The sequence below is a fragment of the Bacteroides sp. An279 genome, from assembly GCF_002159615.1.
Taxonomy (GTDB): Bacteria; Bacteroidota; Bacteroidia; order Bacteroidales; family Bacteroidaceae; genus Phocaeicola; species Phocaeicola intestinalis.
In genome coordinates, this window is record NZ_NFJA01000046.1 from 1 (window position 1) to 21,770 (window position 21,770).

The following is a 21,770-nucleotide window of genomic DNA, read 5'->3' on the forward strand; positions in this document are numbered from 1 at the left end:
GATTCCAACTCGCGATGGACACCCTTGCTTTGGGCTGTATGATTCCCGCTATTAGGGCTCATTAGGGACTTGCACCCGTTAGCTAATACTCATGCCGAGCATACATCAAACCTTGTCCTCCCCAAAACACAGGGAGGACAAAATCTGACATTCTATTTAATGAAACCTTCATCGTCTTTTTATCACATATCCTGTCGGATTATTACGTATTATTGCATTATATGCAGCACTTGGCAAATAAGGATTGATTTTTATATTATTAATCTCTCCAAATTGTCGATTTACAATCTTAATAGCAGGATTGCGAGTCTCTATGTTAGCAGCATTTAATGCTTTTTGAACAGCAATCGAACAGTGATTTCCTATTAACGAATATCCCTGTTCTACTACATTCAAATATGTTCGGGAAATAATTCTATCTTGATTCGGAGTTGTAGGTATTAAATAACCTTCATCATAACCATAACCATTTACAGTACCATTCCTTAACTCTACATCTGTCGTTGACTGATTGTAATCATCATCCATAAACTCTTGAGGGGTGTCCCAAGCCTTTTCACCTTTATCGTCAAACGGTCCTCCTCCTATGCTTCCGTCTGTGGAATTATAAATCTTGTCACCATTGAACGAATAATAACGCCATTGCAGGGATTCGTCTTGAATAAGCATTCCTAAATGTTGTCCTTTTGTATAATTCAAAACAACAATACTGTCACCATTCACATCCACATTCACTACCGGATTATTGGCTGCATACTGATAAGGAGACAACAACGGATACTTCTCTGCAAACTTGTCAACCGTCACAAACCGTCCCAGTGCCGCATCATAATGCCGTGCACCGTAATCGTACCAGTTCAGGCCGTTCTTCGTGTCAAACTCCTTACCGTTATACTTGTACGGCTGCACATTATTCGTTGCCGCGAATACTCCACCGAAAGGATAATAATGGTTCGTTTCCTCGACCGTTCCACTTTGGTTAATGACCACACGGTTGTTGCCTTGATGGTCCTTCAGGTAATAATGGTACTTGCTGTCAGCCAAGGTGACATAACCTTCTTCCGTCAACAACAGCTTCTGCGTGCCGTTTTCATAGACCACATTCCCGCAATAGTCTGTCGTGGTGGTCGTACTTCCTGTCTTATGCACCGTGCGCAGCTTTGTGCCGTCAGCTGCATACAGATAAGTTATCGTATTCCCGTTCCCGAACGTGACCTTGCTTGGCAAATTTAAACAATTATATTGAATCTCTGTGATATTCTTGTTCAAATCTTTCGTCAGGTTGCCGTTTTTGTCATACGTGTACTCGTTCGCCTGCTTTACGGCATCTTTGAACTCGAAGCCGTTGTTGTTGAGCTACTGTACCAATGACATTGTCTACTTTCATTACTTGATTGACATTTAACATACAAGTCAATTGTCAGTCAAGCCGTAAGCAGTTGATGCATTCTCATTTGTCTCTTTCAAACGAACAAAATTTCTATAAGCAACTAATCAGAGACTAGCACTAAAGGTAATACTTTTCTAACTTTGTGAGAACGATTTTCTGACGCAGACCATTTCAAATGTTCTTGAAATAAACGAGTGATTTCATCTTGTAATGAATTTGAAACAAATTGATTTTTCCATCCTTTTATGGATACATCTACAGTATGACCTTTTCTATCAATACAAAAATCAACTATAATCTTTAAGGAATCTATCTTTTCTTTTTTCATAATAGGTAAGCATCTTTGCCTAACATAATTATAAAAAACATCCTGCTTTATCAATAAAATAGGAGTATGGGTTATTATCGTATCATTCAAGACCTTTTCCCCTTTTAAAATAAGTTCTTTCACTTTATCAATGAATAGGGTATTTATTTTATAAGAATTACCATTATAACACAAAATATATTTCCCTAAACACATCACCTTTATTCCTTGTGGAGTAAACATATAAATCTTGCATCTAACATCAATAGGTTGTTCCGTTTTGCATTTTTCTTCCAAAAGAATATCTGCCAATTCTGCAATACAACTCGAATCACGAAGTACAACTGTTTTATAAGCCAAAGCTGATTCAAAATTGTCACAACCAATATCAATCATTGTCATAAGATTGAAGTCCACATAATGAATAAGCAGACTATCTATTTCCATATAATGGCTTTGCGCAAAAACCGTTCGTGAACTCATGTTCACAAAAATCATTAACATACATGCACATAATATTTTTCCCATACGGCACTTTTATTTATAAAAGTGTCGGATATAGTAATTATCCGAACACTTTAAAAATTATAAATACTATAACATCGTATCGAATAAGATTCAATAGTACTGACAATCAAATATACTATTCCTTATTCTGCATAAACTCTATTATTTCTTATCTTTCTCTTCGGGCTTTATGATAATTGGATCTTTCCATTCAGTTGTTGTTGATCCTACTGTCTCATAAAGAGTTCCTGCATGATCTGTACGAGTAACCTCTGTTTTACCAATTTCTCCCAATTTTTTCGCTGTTTCTTGCTCACTTCCTGTTATTACTCTTCTTTCCTCCTTATTACCATAATTCTCATCTTGCATACTAGCATCCTTTATCTGTTGCTGGCGGTTTTGATCAAACTGTACAGCATGGTCTATTTCATGATTCAATACAGTTGTTGGTGATAACTCTAAAGCATTATTAGTTAACACCCCTGTCCGAGAACTCCATGTTATTGTCTGTGTATTAGGATCAAAAGAACTAGAAGTTAACGTTTCGCCTTCTTTTATATAATAGATTTTATTAGATGCATGCAGTTTTGCCAACAAACCGCCCATTCCATATTTATTTAAATACTGCACTGCTTGTTTAAAATCATTTTTAAATTCATTTGAAACCCCTGTTGCATAATACACCTTTTTACCATCAGGATCTATATACACAACAGGATTATTGACACAATAAGTATACGGACTAATGTCATAATATTTCTCCGCTAACGGATCAACCGTCACAAACCTTCCCAACGCCGCATCATAATGACGCGCACCATAATCATACCAGTTCAAGCCGTTCTTGCTATCGAACTCCTTACCGTTATACTTATAAGGCTGCACATTATTCGTTGCTGCGAATACACCACCAAAAGGATAATAATGGTTCGTTTCCTCTACCGTTCCCGTGGAACTGATGACCACACGGTTGTTGCCCTGATGGTCTTTCAAATAATAATGGTACTTGCTGTCAGCCAAGGTGACGTAGCCTTCTTCTGTCAACAAGTATTTCTGGCTGCCGTTTTCATAGACCACATTCCCGCAATAGTCCGTTGTGGTGGTCGTACTGCCTGCCTTATGCACCGTGCGAAGCTTTGTGCCGTCGGCAGCATACGTGTAGGTTATCGTATTCCCGTTTCCGAACGTGACCTTGCTTGGCAAATTTAAACAATTATATTGAATACCTGTAATGTTCTTGTTCAAATCTTTCGTCAGGTTGCCGTTTTTGTCGTAGGAGTATTGATACGATACACAAAAAATAAAAACAGCCTAAATATCGAATCATTATTTGATTACAATATCAAGGCTGTCTTTATTAGAAACAAGCAAATTGTTACTTATTGCTTAAATATTTCAATTGTAAATCAATGCCATACGTTTTTATTGTCTTATAAAAACTAATAGAATCAAGCGGACCTGTAGTCTGACGTTGCAATTCTTCCCTATAACCTAAACGAGAAAAATTATACTGCTTGTCAATTATCCAGTATTGGGGATTATCTCCCGCCTTTGAATCTGATTTAGCAATAATCCAACGGTCATTAAAATTATAGGCAACAACTTCAAATGGCACAACTTGTACACTTTCCGAACTTGAAAAACATTCTTTGTCTCCATTGCGGTCATATACAATATCTGTATCATCCCATTGAAGCAATGCAAAATTATTCCCTAAATTCACAATCCAAAGGAAAGGACATTTACAACTAACAATCCACAAAACAACTAAACCAAGCACTAAAAACTTTTTCATATTTCTACTCTATTTTCTTAAAACTCCATAGCCATAATAATAAGCCCTAAATCCATGAGTGTCATTTAATCCTGTCCGCATCCGTTCCAAAAAAATTGCAGATCTACGGACAAATGAATCTCCTTGATTCCAATCGTAATACGTTGCTTCATCATTTACTACTGATATAGTACGCAAAACAGGGTTTTGTAATGTAACATTTACTCTTCCTAAAGCATATACTGTAGCCCTCAATCTTTCATTATAGATAGATTCTAATGTATTTGGGACAGTAAACAATTGAGTTCGTACAGGTTTCCCTATATTAGGAATGCCAATTTTGTCAACAGAAAGTTCCCCAAAATCCAATAAAGCCGCATTGATATATAATGCATTATTAGGGGTAGGATAATTCAACGCATTCGGATGGTTCTTAGCCCATTGAATGCCTTCGCTTACCGTCACAAAGCCATCATAATCCGGTCTGTTCACTAAACTTCTAACACTTGCCTCAACTATTCCACGAGTCCCTTCGTCAAGGCTGGAAAGACCTAAATCAAGTCCTTCAGCAAGTTCATGTTCCATACCTTGTTGGAAGAACTTCGAATCCATTATGATAGCGTCTCCTTGCAAACCTCTATTGTCCGTCCCTAAAAAGTTTCCTTCTTGATCGTAAATGAGATTTGCCAATCTGCCATCAGGGTCTATATACATAATAGGATTATTGACACAATAAGAATAAGGAGTAAAAGTACAATACTTCTCTGCCATCGGGTCAATACTTACAAACCTTCCCAACGCTGCATCATAGTACCGTGCACCGTAATCGTACCAGTTCAAGCCGTTCTTGTTATCGAACTCCTTACCATTATACTTATAAGGCTGGATATTATTCGTACTCGCAAATACTCCGCCGAAAGGATAGTAATGGTTCGTTTCCTCAACTGTTCCCGTGGAACTGATGACCACACGGTTATTACCTTGGTGGTCTTTCAGGTAGTAATGGTATTTACTGTCAGCCAAGGTGACATAACCCTCTTCCGTCAGCAATAGCTTCTGCGTACCGTTTTCATAGACCACATTCCCGCAATAGTCCGTCGTGGTGGTCGTACTTCCTATTTTATGCACCGTGCGTAGCTTTGTGCCGTCAGCAGCATATAAATAAGTGATGGTACTACCGTCCTTAAACGTGACCTTGCTTGGCAAATTTAAACAATTATATTGAATACCTGTAACATTCTTGTTCAAATCTTTCGTCAGGTTGCCGTTTTTACCAACGAGGTGGCAGAACTCTATAACCTGATTAAAATCGTAGACCGGAGTGCAAGGCTATAAGCTGATTTTAGTGCATAACGAGCTGCGCAACATAAGACAATCAGTCAAAAGAGAGAAGAGAATAAACTGCATGTCCAGTCCCAGTAGTATAGGACTACTGTCTTACAGCGTCAGGACTGCAGTCCTATATATATTAGGACTGCAGTCCTGGTATCTTAGGATTTTAAGAGGACTGGGATGTAAAGGACCATGCTGCTAATTGACTTCCCAATTCCTGCTTGCTTCCTGCTTATTTTCTTTTCAACTCCTCGGTCGGGACCATCCGGTACAGTTTGTCACTGGGGCGGATGCGTCCGGGCACCTTGAACGACACGTGCACGCCTTTGGGCACTACGTCCACCGGTTTCAGGTCGACACGGGCTTCGTCGAGGGTGACAAACATCGCGCCCGTAGTAGGACCCGTTATCAGCAGCTTGTCGCCTACCTTGATTTCGGACGCTTCTATCAGAAACTCAGCCACGCCGATGTTGGAGAAATACTTGATGCCCCGTCCGGCGTACACCTTGCGTTCGGTAGCGCCCGAACCGTAATTGCGGCTCCACTCTCCCAAGCGTTGCCCCAAGTAATAACCGTTCCAAAAGCCGCGGTTGAATACCGTCTTCAAGCGTTCGTCCCATGCGTCTTTCTTCGCTTCGGTAAACGTGCCGTCCAAGTACGACCGGATGGCTTCCTTATAGCACTCTACCACCGTCTTCACATACTCGGGTCCGCGGGCACGTCCCTCTATTTTGAACACCCGCACGCCCGCTTCTATCATTTCGTCCATAAAGCGGATGGTCTTCAGGTCTTTGGGCGACATGATGTACTGGTTATCCACTTCCAGTTCGATGTCGCTTTCCTTGTCTTTTACAATATAGGCGCGGCGGCACACCTGCATACAGGCACCGCGGTTGGCGGAAGCGTTCAGTTCGTTCAGGCTGAGGTAACACTTGCCCGATACCGCCATGCACAACGCTCCGTGGCAGAACATCTCGATACGCACGGGTTGCCCCATCGGGCCGGTGATGTGCTGCTCATGGATGGCATCGTATATCTTGCGCACCTGTTTCAGGTTCAGTTCACGTGCCAGCACCACCACGTCGGCAAACTGGGCATAAAAGCGCAGTGCCTCCACATTGCTGATGTTCAGTTGGGTAGAAAGGTGCACTTCCTGCCCGATTTGGTTGCAATACGCCATTACCGCCACATCGGCGGCAATCACCGCACTGATGCCTGCCTGTTTTGCCGCATCGATAATCCGGCGCATCAGCTCCAGGTCTTCATCGTAAATGATGGTATTCACCGTGAGGTAACTCTTTACCCCGTGCTCGTCGCACGTGCGTGCTATCTCGCGCAAGTCGTCAATGGTAAATGTGCTTGCCGACCGTGCCCGCATGTTCAAACTCTCGATACCGAAATAGATGGAATCTGCTCCGGCATGAATAGCCGCCGCCAGTGATTCGCGCGAACCTACCGGTGCCATAATCTCAAAGTCTTTTATCGAATAATCCATATTTCTTCTGATTTAGGCTGCAAAGGTAGCGATTTTCCAGCAATCATTGTGTATCTTTTATGCATAATGATAGAATAAATACCCAAAAACGAAACCCGATGTGCGCATATTTTCACTTTTCTATGTCATTTATTCAAAGAATTTACTATTTTTGCGCCCGTTTTTTGGGAAACAGACAAAACTATTCAATAAACCATAAACAATGTTTCTCCACAAGAGAGAGAGAAACCAACTGTAAACTATAAACACATAACAACCAATTAAACACTTATGAGCAGGTCACTAACTCTGCTATGCATGCTTTTGTTCTGCATAGCGACGTATGCGCAACGCATCACTGTTTCGGGAAAAGTCACTGCCGGAGGCGAAGGTTTGCCCGGCGTGACAGTAGCGGTAAAAGGAAGTACTAACGGTACAATCACCTCCATGGATGGCGACTATTCGCTACAGACCGAACCACAAAACACATTGGTATTTTCATTTATCGGCTACGAAACTCAGGAAGTTCCTATAAATGGGCAGAAAACCATTAACATAGAAATGCACGAATCCAGTATTGCCATCGATGAGGTGGTTATCGCCGTGCCCTACGGTACTGCAAAAAAATCTACCTTCACCGGTTCGGCAAGTGTAATCGACAAGAAAATCATTGCCGCCTCACAGGTATCCAGCGTGTCGAAAGCATTGCAAGGAACCGTAGCTGGTCTGCAATCGTTCTCTACCAGCGGACAACCGGGTGAAGATGCCAGCATCTACATTCGCGGCGTAGGTTCTGCCAATGCCACCACCACACCGCTGTACGTAGTGGACGGCGTGCCTTACGACGGTGCCTTGTCGTCTATCTCTTCGCAAGACATTGCTTCGGTGACTGTACTGAAGGATGCCGCCGCCGCTTCACTGTATGGTTCACGTGCTGCCAACGGTGTGATTATGATTACTACCAAGCAAGGACAAAACGGTTCGGCTCCTACCATCCAGCTTTCAGCCAAGTATGGTTTTTCGAGTCGCGCCGTACGCGACTACGACCAGTTGAGTACGAACGACTACTTCATGCTGCAATGGGAGGCACTCCGCAACAGCTATATGGACAACGGTCAAAGTGCTGAATCGGCTGCACAGACAGCTTCTTCTATTCTTGCCACTACGGCAACAGGTGGCTTGGGTATCAACCCTTACGGCACACAATATCCCCAACCGGTAGGCACGGATGGCAAAATCGTGGCAGGTGCTACTCCGCTGTGGGATGACAGTTGGGAAGATGCTTTAAGCCAGGATGCCCATTATACTGATATCAGTGCCAGCATCTCGGGTGGTAGCGAACGTACCAAGTATTATTTCTCGCTGGGCTACCTGAACGACCAAGGTGCTTACATCTGTTCGGGCTTCAAGCGTTATAACCTCCGTACCAATATCACGACCGACTTGCGCAAATGGTTGCAGGTAGGACTGAACGTATCGGCTACCCACTCTGTTCAGGATTATCCGAAACAAGACGATACGGCTATCGGAAACATCGTACTGGCCGCCCGCAGTATTCCGTCGTTTTATCCTGTGTATGAACGTGACTTGACCACCGGCGAATATTTGCTGGATGAAAATGGCAACCGTATTTACGATTACGGAAACTACCGCAAAGGTTCGTACAACGGTTATAACTTCGCGCAATCCATGTTGTACGACAAAAAAGAATACAAGCGCGATGCGGCTTCGATACGCGGTTATCTGCAAATCACTCCCCTTGAAGGATTGAGCTACAAAATGTCGCTCAACATCGACTACAACAGCCGCTTCGCACATTTTTACGACAATCCCACTTACGGCAAAGAACCATTGACCGGTGGAGTGGAGAAGGAAAACGTGCGTACAACGGGACTTACTTATAATAATGTCATCAACTGGAACCATACGTTCAACGAAAATCACGACGTACGCCTGATGGCTGGTCAGGAATATTACGAATACAACACGTCCAATTTTGGAGGTTCCCGTACCGGTGTCATTACCGACGGTTACTACGAACCCGATGTAGCTTCTACACTGAGTTCTTTCTATGGCAACAGCGACCAATACAAATTGTTGAGCTTCTTCGGCAGTGCGGAATATTCGTACCAAAGCAAGTATTTCGTATCGGCATCGGTACGTACCGACGGCTCGTCACGTTTCCACCCCGACCACCGCTGGGGAACATTCTGGTCGTTTGGCGGTTCGTGGAAGATTTCACGTGAAAAATTCCTTGAAGAGGCTGCAAACGACTGGTTGACCAACCTGACCCTCCGTGCCAGCTACGGTGCACAGGGTAACGACAATGTGGGTTATTATGCCTATAAGGCACTGTATGAAATAGGCAGTTCATTCGGCGAATCTACCTTGCACGCTTCACGTCTGGAAACACCGGAACTGAGTTGGGAAACCAATCTGAACCTGAACGTGGGACTTGACTTCGGTTTCTGGAGCAACCGCCTCAACGGAACCATCGAATTTTTCCAACGTGCATCTAAAGATCTGCTCTTCGCACGCGACCTCGTTCCGTCGGGAGGATTTTCCAGCATTGATGCCAACATCGGTAAACTGAAAAACTATGGTTGGGAATTTACCATTAACGGTACGCCTGTACTGACCAAAGACTGGACGTGGAAACTCAGTGTCAACGCTACGACATACAAGAACGAAATCGTTGAATTGCCTACTGACGTGATGTGGCAAAGCACCAAGAAATGGGTGAAAGGTGGCTCGCTGTACGACTTCTGGTTGTATGAATGGGCAGGTGTGAATCCGGAAAACGGTAATCCGCAATGGTATTATACCGATACCGACGGAAGCCGGAAAATCACCGAAGACTATTCCAGCCTGACTTCGGACGACAAGGTGAAGGTGGGCAGTTCGTTGCCGAAAGTAAGCGGTGGTTTCCAGTCAGACCTGACCTGGAGAGACCTTTCACTCTCGATGTTGTTCTCATACGCTATCGGCGGCAAGCTGTATAACAACGACTACAAAAGCATGATCAGCGTATCGGGAGGAAACGGTTCTACCTTAAGCAAGGATATGCTCAACCGGTGGACACCTGAAAACCGCTATACTGACATCCCGCGTCTGTCGTACGACCAGACCAGCTACTTCACCAGCAGTTCCAGCCGCTGGTTGGTAAACCGTTCGTTCTTGCGCCTGAAAACCGTTACATTATCGTATAACCTGCCAGAGAAATGGCTGCACTATGCCACTATCAAGCAGGCAAGCATCTTCCTGCAGGGCGAAAACCTGCTGACTTTCTGCCACCAGCAGGGACTTGACCCCGAACAGCCTATTAATGGTATGGTTTCATACCGTTATCCGGCAATGAAGACATTCTCTTTCGGTATCAATGTAACACTTTAAAAAACACTTTTAAACTATGAAACTGAATTTTAAGACTATATGCTTTGGGGCACTGGCTGCCTGCACTTTTACAGCCTGCGACCTGGATACGGCTCCCACGACTTCACTCGATGCAGATGCCGTTTACAAAAACACAGAAAATGCCGACCGTGTGATGCGTGGCGTATGGAACTATATTTTCAATAGCGGTTCAACGTATGCTTCCATCGGCTATGGTGCCATCATGATGAACGATGACTTTGCCGGTTCGGACGTAGTGCGTACCACCAGTTACGGATATTCATCCAGCTATAACCTGACAAACGGCTATGGACGCGGCGAAATCAATGACGTGATGTGGGACATGGTATACGACCCCATCAACAACTGCAATGCCGTATTGGCAAACATTGATAACATCGAAGGCGAACAAACAGAGAAAGACCGTATCAAGGGACAGGCTTACGCTACACGTGGTTTCCTTTACATGCTGTTGGCAAGCCACTATTCTTTCGCCATCGACAAAGACCCTAATGCCGTATGTGTACCCATCTACACCGAGCCTACCAGTTACGATATGGCAGTAACCGGAAAACCCGCATCCAGCGTATCGGAAGTATATGCGCAGGCACTTGCCGACCTGAAAGCCGGATATGATTTGATTCCGACGGATTATAACCGTGGAAGTAACGCGACCGACCAGTATAAAATAGACCATACAGTAGTAGCAGGCTTGCTGGCACGTACCAGCCTGTACGCCCGCGAATGGCAGGAAGCCTACAATTATGCCGATGAGGCCATGAACCTGAAAAACCGTTACCTGATGAATGAAACGGAATACAAGAGCGGATTCAACAATGCCTTAAATCAGGAATGGATGTGGGGTTACTCATGTACTATTGACGACAACCTTCCCGCCTATAACTTTCATTTCAAAGATAGCACGACACCAGGAAGCGGTTACTCTTGCCTGAATGTAGACCCTTATTTCAAAGAACTGTTTGATGATAATGATTACCGTAAAGGAATGTTCTTTTGGGGGCCCAATGCCGGATACGGTGAATGGACCATGCTGAGTTCGAAGTTCAAATTCGCCGATGTCGACAATATGCTTGCCGACATTGTGATGATGCGTGTAGCCGAAATGTACCTTATCAAGGCAGAAGCTGCAGCACACCTGCCGGGAAAAACCAGTGAGGCACAAAGCCTGTTGAAAGAACTGCGCGACGCACGTATGAAACCGGGCTATACCGCAGCTGAAATTACAGCTACAGGTGATGACCTCCTGAAAGAAATCTGGCTGGAACGCCGCAAGGAACTGTGGGGGGAAGGATTTGCACTGACTGATATCATCCGCAACCAGCAACCGGTAGAGCGTAAGGCATGGCAACACTTCGTAGAATGTACTTATAACGAACATGAAGACGGAAGCGTAACCGACAAGACACCTATCGTAACCGAAACCGGAGATGTCATCTTTGCCGATGATAAAGACGAGGCTTACCAAAGCAAATATTGCGTTATCCTGCAAGGACACTCTACCGTGAAGCTTCCCGACGGAACAGATTTTGTTCCGAACAGCAAGTACTACTTGTTCCGTATCACTGAACAGGAAGAGCTGCAAAACCTGAATCTATACAACGACCATCCGAAACTGGATATTTACAGATAATCTGGCAAACGGAAGGAAGGCATAAATACTCTTCAATGCCAGCCAGACAAATAAAAAGAGATGCTTCATACGGAGCATCTCTTTTTATTTTACTACTTTTGCAAACGAAAACCATCCTAATGAAACTTTACCCCATGAAGATACGAACCATCGACTTAGGAGAGAGACCCGTAGTGCTGGCTCCTATGGAAGACGTGACCGACCCCGCATTCCGCCTGCTCTGCAAAGAGTTTGGTGCCGATATGGTATATACCGAATTTGTATCGAGCGATGCCTTGATACGTTCGGTAGACAAGACGATGACGAAACTCAACATCAGTGCCGCCGAACGCCCCGTAGCCATCCAAATATATGGCAAGGATACCGATACAATGGTAGAAGCGGCACGCATCGTTGAACAGGCTCACCCCGACATCCTCGACTTAAACTTCGGTTGCCCGGTAAAGCGGGTGGCTGGTAAAGGGGCAGGGGCAGGCATGCTTCAGAATATCCCCAAAATGCTGGAGATAACCCGTGCCGTAGTGAATGCGGTGCAGATTCCTGTTACGGTAAAAACCCGCCTGGGATGGGACGAGAACCACAAAGTCATCGTAGAACTTGCCGAACAGTTGCAGGATTGCGGCATCGAGGCATTGACCATACACGGGCGTACCCGTGCACAGATGTACACCGGCGAAGCCGACTGGACCCTGATAGGTGAGGTAAAAAATAATCCGCGTATGCGCATTCCTATCATCGGGAACGGTGACATCACTACTCCCCAACGGGCAAAAGAATGTTTCGACCGCTACGGTGTGGATGCCATTATGATAGGCCGTGCCAGTTTCGGACGCCCGTGGATATTCAAGGAAGTGAAGCATTATCTGGAAACGGGCGAAGAACTTCCTCCACTTTCTTTCCGCTGGAAGCTGGACGTATTACGCCGTGAGGTACAAGACAGCATCAACCTGCTCGACGAGCGCCGGGGCATCCTCCACGTACGCCGTCACCTGGCAGCTTCTCCTTTATTTAAAGGTATTCCCAATTTCCGCGAAACCCGTATCGCCATGCTCCGTGCCGAAACCCAAGTGGAGCTTTATGCGATACTGGACCATATCGAAACAATATTGGAAGAACAAGCGAACCTGCAACAAACCTATGGACATGAATAACATGAAAACAACTTACAAGAAAAGCTTACAACTATTATCTCACCTGACGGGCATCGCCTGTCTGCTCCTTGCGCTGGTTTCTTGCGAAAAAGACTCATCCGCCCCCGCAAGCGACACAATAGACTATTCGGACAACCGATGCTGGTTCGAGAATAAGCAAGACGCTACGGGAAAAGACGTAGACCTGTTTTATGTAGTCCCGACCTGCATTTGGGACTATACCGACTCGTTGGGGCAAACCCGGCACCACATGGACATCTTCAATACGGAACAACGTGCCTTGACAGACCCTTCCATCCAATTGGCTAAAAGCGTATTGGCAGATAGCTGCAACTTCTTCTCTCCTTATTACCGCCAGATTTCGATGGACAGCTGGCTCACCTTGGACACGGCACTCATCGAAGAGCGTTTCAAGCTGGCTTATCAAGACGTGGCGGACGCTTTCCATTATTATATGGAGCACGACAACCAAGGGAAACCGTTCATCCTTGCGGGACACAGCCAAGGAGCCAAGGCGGTTATCGAACTCCTGAAACGGGAAATGACACCCGACATCAGCCGGAAGCTCATCGCCACTTACGCTATCGGCTATACCGTGACACCGGAAGAACTTGCCGGTTATTCTACCTTGCGCCCTGCACAAGACTCCATAGATACGGGCGTGCTCATCGGATTCAATAGCGTAACCCGTCCCGATGCCGTATCGCCTTTGTTCCGAGACAATGTGGTGTGCATCAATCCTGTCAACTGGCGCAGCGATGCTACCCCAGCTACCTCTTACCAAGGATTTACCGTCGCGCAAGACACTACGATTCATACACTTATCGTGACGGGCATCGATGAAGAGCAGTATTTCATCCCCAGCGTGGCAGCCCTTTTGCCTAAAGGAAACCTGCACGTACAAGAGTTCAACCTTTATAACGAAGACCTGCGCAAGAACGTATTGCAACGCATCCGGGCATTCCGTCAGGCACAGTAATGCATTTCCCTATGAAAAGAGATGAATACCCTTTTAGTGCTCCCGTACATAGACTTTCTTTTCCACTCCTACTCCTGTCACCGTAACCTTTTTCCAGTGCAAAGGCAAAACCGAAGGCAACTGTATAATGCCTTCTTCGGTTACTTGAAGCCCACAAAATCCATTCAGCACGGCTTGAAGCAAGCCTCCTGCTCCAGTCATGAAATAAGGGTTGTTGCTTGAAGGTGTTTCAGACAGTACCCCGAAAGGAGGACGCCAGTTAGGCTGATAACAACGGCAGAACATTTCATAGGCTTTTGCCGCATTGCCCATTCGTGCATATTGTACACAAAAAACGGCATACGACATCATTGGACCATCGCGCTGGTCAATGCGTTCAGCATAATAGGCAAGGTCTTTTTGCTGCTGCCTGACATCGGTGATTTTTCCCAACGGGTAAGCCAGCAGGTTGACATCTGCCTGTTTGATGGTTTCACCTTGATACGTGGCATGTTCACGCGTAACTCCATCTTCAAACTGCAAGATACGCAAACCACGGCTCACTTTACCCCATACAGAAGGTACTTGCTCACCACATACCCATCCGGCACGGGAAGCATAGTCTAATACCAACGAGGCGGAAGCGTTGGTAAAGGCATTATCGGTTACACCATTGGCATATTCATCCGCTCCAGTTACCCCGACAATCGAATAGGAACCGTCGGCATTACATACCGAACGACTTACCCAAAACTCTGCTATCTCCTTCAGCAACGGAAAACCTTCACGCTTCAGCCAAACAGAATCACGGGTCACACAATAATAATTCCAGCAAGCAATGCCCACATCTGCTGTGATATGATGTTCGAATGCCCCGGTCAGGGCAAATGTCGGTGTCGCCTCTTCGCCCGTATCGTCGCTTTCCCACGGATACATTGCTCCCTTATATCCGTATGCCATTGCTTTCCGGCGTGCAGGCTCTTTTCGGTCTACACGATAATCAAGCATCGACCGTGCCATATCGGGTTGCAGCAAAAGCATCGGAGGATACATCCAAAGTTCAGTATCCCAAAAGATATGTCCATTGTAACCTTGCGAAGAAAGTCCCATCGGTGGAATACTCAACCGGCTTCCGGCACGGCAGGATGCATATAAATTGAACAAGGCGAAACGTACCAACCGCTGGGCATCATCATCTCCTTCGATACGAATATCGCTTTGCCACAAGGTATTCCATAACCGTTCATGTTCCTGTATCAATTGCGTCTTTCCTTCGTGAACAGCGTATACCACCTGGCGTTCGGCTTCATTATAAGGATCAGTAAAGTCTCGTGACGAACAAATACTGCCTACCAACGAGAACGAAAGTGTTTCACCTTTTTTCAGAGACAACATAAAAAGCAGCTCGCCGGTTGCTTTATCAAACGAAGGTTTCCAGTGTTCAGCACCGTCGAACATAAAAGTCGATGCCGCTGCTACCTGCCTGTACTTTCTTGCAGAAACAGCTTCTGCCTCCAACAGATACAAGCGTGTACCATCGGCATCCAGTTCGCGATAGCGTACGGTATCGGCAGCATAGTCATCGGGCACATTCATACTGTTCCGTATCTCCAGCACTACATCCGTCAGTGCTTTCACCTGCACCGATACCAATCCAGCGTATGGAAGGTTTCGCAAAGCACGCAATTCAGACACTACTTGCACTTTCCGTCCTGCCTCAAATGTTGTGCGGTGCACTGCCTGGCGCATATCTACCGTCTGCTCCCAAGCCTTAATACAGGTAGTATCTATTATCATGCCATCTATTTTCATCTGTATTCCAAAAGGATTGATTCCTTTCATCACCCGGCTTACTACACCTGGAGCAGCTGCATCAAACACATGATTCAGCACTACCTGCCCTATGCGGAAAGGTTCTTTATCCGGCAAAATGCCAATACATCCGCTTGCCATCGGAGCCGAAGCATACGGAGCATGCAAATCTGTAGCCCGTACCTGCCACAAGGCATCGTTTTCTACACTTGCTTTCATTATATTCCAGCTGAATATACACGACAAAGCTATACCTAACCAACGTAGATTCATAATATTTAGCAACTGAAGTTATTACAACAAAATGATTGAAAACAAAAAGACACGAAGACGCACTGTTTTTTCACGTTACATTTTCCTGTGTCTCCGTGTCTTTTTATTCATTGGTATATGTTCAAGAATCAAATTCGCTCCAATCGGTAAGCCGCATGTCGCCTTTCTTCAAGAATATCTGGTGCATACCCAGAGCAGCAGAAAGACTATGACAAGTCTGTCCTTTGGTAGAAATCTTCAGGTAATCCCATAGAAGTTGTTTGTAATCGGGGTGTGCACAGTTTTCAATGACGGCCTGTGCACGCTCCATCGGGCTTTTTCCACGCAAATCGGCAATACCCTGTTCAGTAATGATGACATTAACCGAATGTTCGCTGTGGTCAAGATGCGATACCATGGGCACAATAGAGCTGATACACCCGCCCTTAGCAGTAGAAGGACATGAGAATATGGAAATGTAGGCGCTGCGCGTGAAGTCGCCTGAACCACCGATACCGTTCATCATCTTCGTGCCGCAAATGTGGGTGGAGTTTACATTGCCGTAGATATCGGCTTCGATGGCGGTGTTCATCGAGATGACTCCGATGCGGCGGATTACTTCGGGACAGTTGGATATTTCGGATGGACGGAGCACCAGCTTGTGGGCGAAGAAGTCCATGTTTTCGTAAATGTCTTCCAGGCAATCATTTGTTACACTGAGCGAACAGGTACTTCCGAACTTGATACGTCCCTCTTTAATAAGGGTAATGACTGAATTCTGGATAACTTCAGTATACATTTCGAAAGGAGGAATACTCGAATCACGGCCTAAGGCGCTCAATACAGCATTGGCTATGTTGCCTACTCCCGATTGCAGAGGCAGAAACGTAGAAGGAATAATGCCCCGTTTCATATCTGCCGAAAGGAAATCGGCAACGTTTTGCCCGATTTTATCCGTTACCGGATCGGGGGCACTGAATCCGCGTGCTTCGTCGGGAATGTCTACTTCTACCACTCCCACGATTTTTTGAGGATCTACCTGAATGTAAGGAAGTCCGATACGGTCACTGGGACGTACGATGGGAATCGGACGACGGTAGGGAGGACGCTCCATTTCGTACAAGTCATGCATACCAATGATGCGTTTACTGTGTGCAGCGTTCAGTTCAATAATGACCCGGTCGGCAAGACGGGCGATGGTAGGTGTAATGCCTACGCCGGCAGTAAGGTAAATACGTCCGTCATCAGTTAATTCACAAGCTTCCACAATGGCAGTAGTGACATGTCCCAAAAAACCGGACCGTAAGCGTTGAGCCACTTGCGAAAGATGAATGTCGGTGTAATTGATTTCTCCATTGTTCACCGCTTTGCGGAAATCGGTGTTGGTGGTATAAGGGGCACGGAACTTGATAGCATGTGCCCGTGTCAATACCCCATCACACGAGTCGCCTGTTGAGGCTCCTGTGATGATTCCAATGCGGAACTCTTCACCCCGCGCATGTTTTTCTTCGGCTTGTTTAGCCAGTTCGGCCGTAACGGCTTTGGGACTTCCTGCCGGAGTAAAGCCGCTAAGAGCTATAATTTCACCGTTTTGTATCAGGCTGGCAGCTTCTGCCGCCGTCATTCTGTTGTAGTTCATAGTGTTCAGGTATTAAAAATATGTATTAGTATTTCCGTTTGAATATCTCCGAATAAATGAATGCTTTCCGTGCTTCCGAAGGAGTACGGAACCGAATGCCAGACCGGGGCTGGCAAGAAAAGTCAGACGAAACAGGAGGTGGTGTATTCTGTGGTTTTGAGACACGGCGTGCCGGCTTAATGGGCTGTGCCGGTTGTACTTTCTCTACAACATTTTCTGCTTCCTCTACAGATTCTATAGGAAATGGAACCGTCGTTTTCGGTTGTTTGGACGGCCGTTTCTTAGGTTCCTTTGTCGCTTGCTTATAAATAGCAATGGCAATAATGGCAAGTATGATAAGGAAATTCGACATATTCGTATTATTAAAAAAGGATTTTGCCAAAGATAGTAATTTTTCACCGAAGAATCATAAGAACTGTTTGCTTATTGTGCGATACGGAATAGAATTATTATCTTTGCACCCGTTTTGGGTATGTATTATGATAGGAAAGTGAGTCACAGGTGGGCAGAAATGCGGGAAATGGGTAACAAAGGTTCTGTTTTTGTGTATTTCAATCTGTCTTGATGACTTTGAATTTGTTAATAATTAATAATACATGGCGAATGGCAGATAATTTTGTCATCCATTCCCGCCGTGCTTAGAATCTATAATATAAATAATTAATCGTATGACAAACCAGATTGCGGGAACGGACTTTAAATCCGCGACCGGAAAAGAAACAAAAAAATTGTTTATCGAGACCTACGGATGCCAGATGAACGTAGCCGATAGTGAAGTGGTGGCTTCCATTATGCAGATGGCCGGATACACGCCTTGCGACACACTGGATGAAGCCGATGCTGTGTTTATGAACACATGTTCCATCCGCGACAATGCCGAACAGAAAATCCTAAACCGGCTGGAATTTTTCCATGCCTTGCGGAAGAAGCGTAAACACCTTATTGTAGGTGTGTTGGGCTGTATGGCTGAACGGGTGAAAGAAGACTTGATAACTAATCACCACGTCGATTTAGTGGCAGGACCAGACGCTTACCTCGCTTTGCCTGACCTGATTGCTTCGGTAGAAGCAGGAGAGAAAGCTATCAATGTAGAACTTTCTACTACCGAGACATATCGCGATGTGATACCTTCACGCATTTGTGGCAACCGCATCTCAGGATACGTATCGATTATGCGCGGATGCAATAACTTCTGTCATTACTGCATTGTTCCTTATACCCGCGGACGTGAGCGGAGCCGTGATGTGGCAAGCATCCTGAATGAAGTGAATGACCTTCGACAGAAAGGTTATAAGGAAGTGACCTTATTGGGACAAAACGTAAACTCGTACCGTTTCGAGCAGGAAGACGGCAGCGTTATTACTTTTCCAATACTATTGCGCACAGTGGCAGAGGCGATACCTGATATGCGTGTCCGTTTTACCACATCACATCCCAAGGATATGAGCAACGAGACACTTCACGTAATAGCCGAAGTGCCCAATGTGTGCAAACATATCCATCTTCCTGTGCAGAGCGGCAGTTCACGTATTCTGAAACTGATGAACCGGAAATATACCCGTGAATGGTATTTGGAACGGGTAGCAGCCATCCGACGCATCATTCCAGATTGCGGACTGAGTACTGACATTTTCTCCGGTTTTCATTCGGAAACGGAAGAAGATCACCAGATGAGCCTTTCGCTGATGCGCGAATGTGCCTACGATTCTGCTTTTATGTTCAAGTATTCGGAACGTCCCGGCACATATGCCTCGAAACATTTGCCCGATGATGTACCCGAAGAGGTAAAAATCCGCCGGCTGAATGAGCTGATAGAACTTCAGAACCAACTTTCGGCAGAAAGCAATGCGAAAGACGTAGGCAAGACATTCGAAGTATTGGTAGAAGGAGTTTCCAAACGTTCGAAAGAGCAATTGTTCGGACGGACGGAACAGAACAAAGTCGTAGTGTTCGACCGTGGCATGCATCGGATAGGAGATTTCGTAAAAGTCCGTATTACCGACTCAAGTTCGGCTACACTCAAAGGAATAGAAGTGGTTTGAGAAAAAGCAGAACACTACATTTAATAAAATAATATAAATAAGAACCTAACTAAAAATAAACCAAACGAACAATGAAAAAAAGAATGACACTCAGTTGGCTGTTTGCCCTTTTGTGCTGTTTGCCGATATTTGCCCAAATGCAAGACCCGGTACAGTTCAAAGCTGAATGGAAAAATCTTTCGGCCACAGAAGCCGAAATTGTCTTTACAGGTACAATCGATGCCGGCTGGCATGTATATTCTACCAACCTTGAAGAAGGAGGACCCACTTCTGCGACATTTAATGTAGACGAAATAGTTGGAGCAGAACTGGTGGGCAAACTCATTCCTGGTAATGGAGAAATAGAGCAGATTGACCCGATATTCAACATGCAAGTGCGTTATTTTGAAGGAACGGCAAAGTTTACTCAAAAGGTGAGACTTACAGGAGGTGACTATACTGTAAAAGGTTACTTGGAATACGGAGCCTGCAACGATGAAAACTGCCTGCCTCCTACCGCTGTTGACTTCTCATACAGTGGAAAACTTGATGCACCTTCGGCAAACGCACCGGTAAAGAGCGACGTGGTACCTGTCTCGTCTGCTCCTGCCGATACAACTTCAGTAGCATCAGCCGATGTTCCAGCTCCTTCTGCACAGCTGAAAGGAACGACAGACTACTGGAAGCCGGTTATTAAGGAATTATCCGAGTTCGGCGAGACCCAGCAACAGGATACGCATTCGTGGGTATACATCTTCTTCGCCGGATTCATCGGCGGGCTGCTCGCCTTGTTCACTCCCTGTGTATGGCCTATCATTCCGATGACGGTCAGCTTCTTCCTGAAACGCTCGAAAGACAAGAAAAAAGGCATCCGCGATGCGTGGACATACGGTGCGTCTATTGTAGTAATTTACGTGGCATTAGGACTTGCCATTACATTGATATTCGGCGCAAGTGCACTGAATGCCTTATCGACCAATGCCATCTTCAATATTTTCTTCTTCCTGATGCTGGTGGTATTTGCCGCTTCGTTCTTCGGCGCGTTCGAAATCACCTTGCCTTCGAAGTGGAGCAATGCGGTTGACAGCAAAGCAGAATCCACAACAGGTTTGCTTAGCATTTTCCTGATGGCATTTACCTTGTCGCTGGTATCCTTCTCTTGCACCGGACCGATTATCGGTTTCCTGTTGGTAGAGGTATCTACTACGGGCAGTATTATCGCCCCGGCATTGGGCATGTTGGGCTTTGCCATAGCGCTTGCCTTGCCGTTTACACTCTTTGCGATGTTCCCCTCGTGGCTCAAGTCGATGCCGAAGTCGGGAGGCTGGATGAACGTTATCAAGGTAGTCTTGGGCTTCCTCGAACTGGCTTTTGCCCTCAAGTTCCTTTCGGTGGCAGACTTGGCATACGGTTGGCGCCTGCTGGACCGCGAGACTTTCCTTGCCCTGTGGATTGTCATCTTCGGACTGCTGGGCATGTACCTGTTGGGTAAAATCAAGTTCCCGCACGATGATGATAGCAACAAAGTAGGTGTAGGTCGTTTTTTCCTTGCGCTTATATCTCTCGCCTTTGCTGTCTATATGATACCAGGACTATGGGGAGCACCCTTAAAAGCTGTAAGTGCCTTTGCACCTCCCATGCAGACGCAAGACTTCAATCTTTACAAGAATGAAGTACACGCCAAATTCATGGATTTCGATGCCGGCATGGAATATGCACGCCAACAAGGCAAACCGGTAATGATAGACTTCACGGGATATGGATGTGTGAACTGCCGTAAGATGGAACTTGCAGTATGGACAGACCCGCAAGTAAGTAAGCTTCTTACCGAAGATTACGTGCTGATTACACTCTATGTAGACGAAAAGACCAAGTTGCCCGAACCTATCAAGGTAATGGAAAACGGCAAGGAACGCACGCTTCGTACTGTAGGTGATAAGTGGAGTTACCTGCAACGGTCTAAGTTTGGTGCCAACGCCCAGCCATTCTATGTTTTGTTAGACAATGAAGGCAATCCGCTCAACAAGTCGTATTCGTACGACGAGGATGTAGCAAAATACATTGATTTCCTTCAGACAGGACTGAAGAACTACAAGAAATAAAAACAGA

The 21,770-nt window shown here is 45.5% G+C and carries 11 protein-coding genes and 5 pseudogenes; 7 read left to right on the forward strand and 9 right to left on the reverse strand.

Annotation, left to right across the window (positions count from 1 at the left end; genetic code table 11):
* Positions 1-168: 168 nt before the first annotated feature.
* The 6 genes and pseudogenes from B5F78_RS09490 to B5F78_RS09515 all read right to left on the reverse strand — a co-directional run.
* A pseudogene (locus B5F78_RS09490) lies at positions 169-1,443 on the reverse strand (RHS repeat domain-containing protein); the annotation flags it as partial.
* A 47-nt stretch (positions 1,444-1,490) separates the two neighbouring features.
* Positions 1,491-2,225, reverse strand: coding sequence for a hypothetical protein (locus B5F78_RS09495; RefSeq protein ID WP_140400101.1), 735 nt, complete (start codon positions 2,223-2,225; stop codon positions 1,491-1,493).
* A 141-nt stretch (positions 2,226-2,366) separates the two neighbouring features.
* Positions 2,367-3,488, reverse strand: a pseudogene (locus B5F78_RS18070) (RHS repeat-associated core domain-containing protein); the annotation flags it as partial.
* Positions 3,489-3,579: 91 nt separating this feature from the next.
* Positions 3,580-3,999 (reverse strand): hypothetical protein, encoded by a 420-nt coding sequence (locus B5F78_RS09505; protein WP_087213082.1) that lies wholly within the window; start codon positions 3,997-3,999, stop codon positions 3,580-3,582.
* A gap of 671 nt (positions 4,000-4,670) precedes the next feature.
* Positions 4,671-5,247: pseudogene (locus B5F78_RS09510) on the reverse strand (RHS repeat-associated core domain-containing protein); the annotation flags it as partial.
* 295 nt (positions 5,248-5,542) lie between these two features.
* Complete coding sequence (locus B5F78_RS09515; protein WP_022039131.1) at positions 5,543-6,805, reverse strand: peptidase U32 family protein; 1,263 nt, start codon at positions 6,803-6,805, stop codon at positions 5,543-5,545.
* A 297-nt stretch (positions 6,806-7,102) separates the two neighbouring features.
* On the opposite strand from B5F78_RS09515, the gene B5F78_RS09520 reads away from it, so the two are divergent.
* From B5F78_RS09520 to B5F78_RS09535, 4 genes are all read left to right on the forward strand, one after another.
* Positions 7,103-10,177 carry a SusC/RagA family TonB-linked outer membrane protein gene (locus tag B5F78_RS09520; protein WP_241148262.1) on the forward strand — a complete coding sequence of 1,025 codons (3,075 nt, stop codon included), beginning with the start codon at positions 7,103-7,105 and terminating at the stop codon, positions 10,175-10,177.
* 16 nt (positions 10,178-10,193) lie between these two features.
* Positions 10,194-11,828 (forward strand): RagB/SusD family nutrient uptake outer membrane protein, encoded by a 1,635-nt coding sequence (locus B5F78_RS09525; RefSeq protein ID WP_087210613.1) that lies wholly within the window; start codon positions 10,194-10,196, stop codon positions 11,826-11,828.
* A 134-nt stretch (positions 11,829-11,962) separates the two neighbouring features.
* Positions 11,963-12,979, forward strand: coding sequence for a tRNA dihydrouridine synthase DusB (gene dusB / locus B5F78_RS09530; protein ID WP_022039134.1), 1,017 nt, complete (start codon positions 11,963-11,965; stop codon positions 12,977-12,979).
* Positions 12,972-13,958, forward strand: coding sequence for a DUF3089 domain-containing protein (locus tag B5F78_RS09535; RefSeq protein WP_239473435.1), 987 nt, complete (start codon positions 12,972-12,974; stop codon positions 13,956-13,958). The genes dusB and B5F78_RS09535 overlap by 8 nt, the downstream gene beginning before the upstream one ends.
* Positions 13,959-13,991: 33 nt before the next feature.
* On the opposite strand, the gene B5F78_RS09540 is transcribed toward B5F78_RS09535, so the two are convergent.
* From B5F78_RS09540 to B5F78_RS09550, 3 genes are all read right to left on the reverse strand, one after another.
* Positions 13,992-16,022: a glycoside hydrolase family 65 protein gene (locus B5F78_RS09540; RefSeq protein ID WP_087406578.1), complete on the reverse strand. Its 2,031-nt coding sequence runs from the start codon at positions 16,020-16,022 to the stop codon at positions 13,992-13,994.
* A gap of 121 nt (positions 16,023-16,143) precedes the next feature.
* A complete protein-coding gene (locus B5F78_RS09545) occupies positions 16,144-17,640 on the reverse strand; it encodes an acetyl-CoA hydrolase/transferase family protein (RefSeq protein ID WP_087406579.1) in 1,497 nt (498 codons plus the stop codon).
* Positions 17,641-17,665: 25 nt separating this feature from the next.
* A complete protein-coding gene (locus tag B5F78_RS09550; protein WP_022039138.1) occupies positions 17,666-17,992 on the reverse strand; it encodes a hypothetical protein in 327 nt (108 codons plus the stop codon).
* A gap of 316 nt (positions 17,993-18,308) precedes the next feature.
* On the opposite strand from B5F78_RS09550, the gene miaB reads away from it, so the two are divergent.
* From miaB to B5F78_RS09560, 3 genes and pseudogenes are all read left to right on the forward strand, one after another.
* The gene (gene miaB / locus B5F78_RS09555) at positions 18,309-19,682 is read left to right on the forward strand and encodes a tRNA (N6-isopentenyl adenosine(37)-C2)-methylthiotransferase MiaB (protein ID WP_087406580.1); all 1,374 of its coding nucleotides are present in this window, start codon (positions 18,309-18,311) and stop codon (positions 19,680-19,682) included.
* A gap of 71 nt (positions 19,683-19,753) precedes the next feature.
* A pseudogene (locus B5F78_RS18075) lies at positions 19,754-20,210 on the forward strand (protein-disulfide reductase DsbD domain-containing protein); the annotation flags it as partial.
* A 122-nt stretch (positions 20,211-20,332) separates the two neighbouring features.
* Positions 20,333-21,763 (forward strand): annotated as a pseudogene (locus tag B5F78_RS09560) (protein-disulfide reductase DsbD family protein); the annotation flags it as partial.
* Between the last annotated feature and the right edge of the window lie 7 nt (positions 21,764-21,770).